Origin of the sequence: Nocardia sp., from assembly GCF_025465275.1 — a bacterium.
Classification (GTDB): Bacteria; Actinomycetota; Actinomycetes; order Mycobacteriales; family Mycobacteriaceae; genus Nocardia.
Genome location: NZ_JAODNK010000180.1, coordinates 1 through 3461 on the forward strand (window position 1 = coordinate 1; position 3461 = coordinate 3461).

Annotated in this window: 3 protein-coding genes and 1 riboswitch; of the genes, 2 read left to right on the top strand and 1 reads right to left on the bottom strand. The window is 66.3% G+C overall.

Annotation, left to right across the window (positions count from 1 at the left end; translation table 11 throughout):
- Window positions 1-88: riboswitch (SAM riboswitch) on the bottom strand. This riboswitch is flagged as partial in the annotation.
- Window positions 89-172: 84 nt separating this feature from the next.
- Window positions 173-607, bottom strand: a complete 435-nt coding sequence (locus tag JWN03_RS37135; RefSeq protein ID WP_297625381.1) for an Rv0361 family membrane protein — start codon at window positions 605-607, stop codon at window positions 173-175.
- Window positions 608-892: 285 nt separating this feature from the next.
- Here JWN03_RS37135 and JWN03_RS37140 point away from each other — a divergent pair, with 285 nt between their 5' ends.
- Both JWN03_RS37140 and JWN03_RS37145 read left to right on the top strand, forming a co-directional pair.
- The gene (locus JWN03_RS37140; protein WP_297625384.1) at window positions 893-2350 is read left to right on the top strand and encodes an FAD-dependent oxidoreductase; all 1458 of its coding nucleotides are present in this window, start codon (window positions 893-895) and stop codon (window positions 2348-2350) included.
- 76 nt (window positions 2351-2426) lie between these two features.
- Entirely contained in the window at window positions 2427-3299 is an 873-nt protein-coding gene (locus tag JWN03_RS37145) for an amidohydrolase family protein (protein ID WP_297625387.1), read from the top strand.
- Window positions 3300-3461: the final 162 nt, after the last annotated feature.

Here is a 3461-nt window from a genome sequence, read left to right on the forward strand (position 1 = left end):
TGCGCGGCCAGGTCGTCACCCGGAGCACCCCGCCGCGGAGGAGGGTTGCCGATCAGCCAGCCGGGGCTTCGCGCTGATACTCATGACCTGGGTTGAGATTGCCGAAAATGATGCCTCACTGTCAAACCACTGCGGTCGGTTTGTCCCGCCTGTCACACGGGGCAATCGGCCCTCAGGAATTACAGACCAGCCACTTGCCATCAGCACGGGTGAAAGCCCAGGTAGCGGTCGTATCGTGACTGTCGGCACGAAAGGTGACCGCGGCGCTCGCACGATCACCGTCGATTTTCGAGTCGGCGAGCCCCACGATGTCGAGTTTCGGGCCGCCCTCGACCGCGATTTTCAGCGGCGAACGGTTGTCGTCGAAGCCCTTGCACACCACGGTCGGATCGAGTGCGCCACCGTCGCTGCGGGATTGGATGAAATTGCGGGCGGCGACGGCCAGCTGACCGGAATCTGTGAGATTCTTCTCAGCCGGCGACATCAGGGTGGCGACCACGATCCCGATAACCACCAGCACCAGGATGCCGGCCGCCAGCAGGAACGGCAGCATGCTCCTGGCCTCGTCCTGTTCGATCGGAACCGCCTGGTCATCGACGTCGCTCATGGGTTGATCATGCCCGTAGGGCGCGAGCACGCGATCCGCCGCACCGCTCAGCGAGCGGGATGGGCATTCGTACAGTTCATCGCACCGCCGCGGGCGGGGGGTTCCTTCCACCGATAGAATCAGCAGAATTTCCCTGAACGAGCGGGAATAGCAATACCAGGCAGCAACGCTGCAGCCTCGGGGATCCAACGGTGGCACCCGGGGCGAGGGCGCCAACTTAGCCTAAGCTAAGAACGACGGCTGAGACCTGACGACAGATAGTTCCAACCAAAGGTGCGCGTGAGAATGACCGAACAGAGTGCAGCGACCGATACGCAGTCCGGGACGGTGTCCGACTCGCGCCACGGTGCGGCGGCCCGCCCGCTCCGCATTGCGATCGTGGGCGCCGGTCCGGCCGGAATCTACGCCGCCGACGCGTTGATGAAATCCGACAACCCCAGCGGTTTCGACGGAGTGAGCATCGACCTCTACGAGCGGATGCCCGCGCCGTTCGGTCTGATCCGCTACGGCGTCGCCCCCGACCACCCGCGCATCAAGGGCATCATCACCGCCCTGCACAAGGTGCTCGACAAGGACCAGGTCCGCCTGCTCGGCAATATCGACTACGGCGTCGACATCACCCTGGAAGACCTGCAGCGCTTCTACGACGCGGTCATCTTCTCCACCGGTGCGAACGCCGACCGCGCGCTCGAGGTCCCGGGCATCGAACTCGAAGGCAGCTTCGGCGCCGCCGACTTCGTCTCCTGGTACGACGGGCACCCGGACGTGCCGCGCAGCTGGCCGCTGGATGCCGAGAAGGTCGCCGTGCTCGGCGTCGGCAATGTGGCGCTCGATGTGGCGCGTGTGCTCGCCAAGACCGGCGACGAACTGCTGCCCACCGAGATCCCGCCGAACGTGTACGCGGGCCTGAAGGAGAACAAGGCCCTCGAGGTGCACGTCTTCGGACGCCGCGGTCCCGCGCAGGCCAAGTTCACGCCGCTCGAGCTACGCGAGCTCGACCACTCGCCGACCATCGAGGTCATCGTCGACCCCGAGGACATCGACTACGACGAGGGTTCAGAGGCCGCACGCCGGCACTCGAAGCAGGTCGACATGATCTGCAACACCCTCGAGCAGTGGGCCATTCGCGATGTGGGCGACCGCCCGCACAAGCTTTTCCTGCACTTCTTCGAGAGCCCCGCCGAGATCCTCGGTGACGCCGACGGCAAGGTCGTCGGCCTGCGCACCGAGCGCACCGCGCTCGACGGCACCGGGAACGTCAAGGGCTCCGGCAATTTCAAGGACTTCGACGTGCAGGCCGTGTATCGCGCGGTCGGGTACCTGTCGCAGAACATTCCGGCGCTGCCGTTCGACGACCAGGCCGGCACCGTGCCCAACGAGGCCGGACGGGTACTGCTCGACGAGGACGCCGACGGCGCGGCGCGCTTCATGCCGCAGACCTACGTCACCGGCTGGATCAAGCGCGGCCCGGTCGGCCTCATCGGCCACACCAAGGGCGACGCGAACGAGACCATCGCCTGCCTGCTCGACGACGCCGCCGCTTTCACCCCGGCTGCCGAGCCGGAGCTGGACGCGGTGACCTCGTTCCTGGAGAGCAAGGGCGTCCCCTTCACCACCTGGGCCGGCTGGTACCGCCTGGACGCGCACGAGCGCGCCCTGGGCGAGCCCGAAGGCCGCGAGCGGGTGAAGGTTGTCGAGCGCGAGGACATGATTCGCGCGAGCGAGCCGGACAAGGTTTCCTGATAGCTCTGACCTGGCTGAATCCGCCAGGTGGACAAGGTCTTCCGCACTTGTCACCGTTCTGAGGCATGCTGATCACGTGTTCGATGCCCATCTCCACATCTTCGACCCGCGGTTCCCGCTGGCCGAGAACGAGGGCTACCTGCCCGACCCGTACACCATCGCGGATTATCGGCGGCGCATGCAGCGCTTCGATATCGACGGTGGCGCGGTGGTCAGCGGGTCCTTCCAGGGCAATCAGCAGAATTTCCTCCGGGCCGCCCTCGCCGAATTGGGCGAGGGCTGGGTCGGCGTCGTCAATCTGAGTGAAGACGCCACCGATGAGGAGATCATCGATCTCGACCGCGCGGGGGTGCGCGCGATCCGGTTCAATTTCAAGCGCGCCGGCGGCGATATCGTCGGGCTCACCATGCTCGCGCTGCGCGCCTACGAGCTGGTCGGCTGGCATGTGGAGCTGTACATCGACGGGTCCATGCTGGGGTCGCTGGAACCGGTCATCACCAAGCTGCCGACGCTCTCCATCGACCACCTGGGCATGTCCGACGAATGCCTGCCGTACCTGCTCAACCTGGTCGATCGCGGCGCGAAGGTGAAGGCGACCGGATTCGGCCGCGTGAGCATGGACGTGGGCACCGCGATGCGCCGGATTCACGCGGTGAATCCCGAGGCGCTCATGTTCGGCTCCGATCTGCCCGGCACCCGTGCGGGGCGGCCGTTCCTGGACCGCGATATCAAGGTGATCGCGGATGCGGTCGGTGCCGACCTGCATCGGGTGCTGGACGACAACGCGCGCGCCTTCTACCGGCTGCCCGCCAAGGAACCCCGCTTCGCGGATCCGACGCCGACACTGCCGCTGCTCGCGCCGAAATCGCCGACGCTGCGCCTGCACCGCTCCGAACTACCGCCGCCCCCTCCCCCGGACACGATCCCGCTGCCCAAGATCGAGCGCTGACTCCTCGAGGGAGGGCTTGCCGATCGTTCATGCCGCCGCGTTATTGTCATACCGTCAACACCGGTGTTGTGAGCCGGTGCGCACTGGGATCGACGATGAACCGAGGTAGGGCGTGAGCACTCCATCCACCGCCAAGCAGGGCCCGCTCGCGGGCGTCCGGGT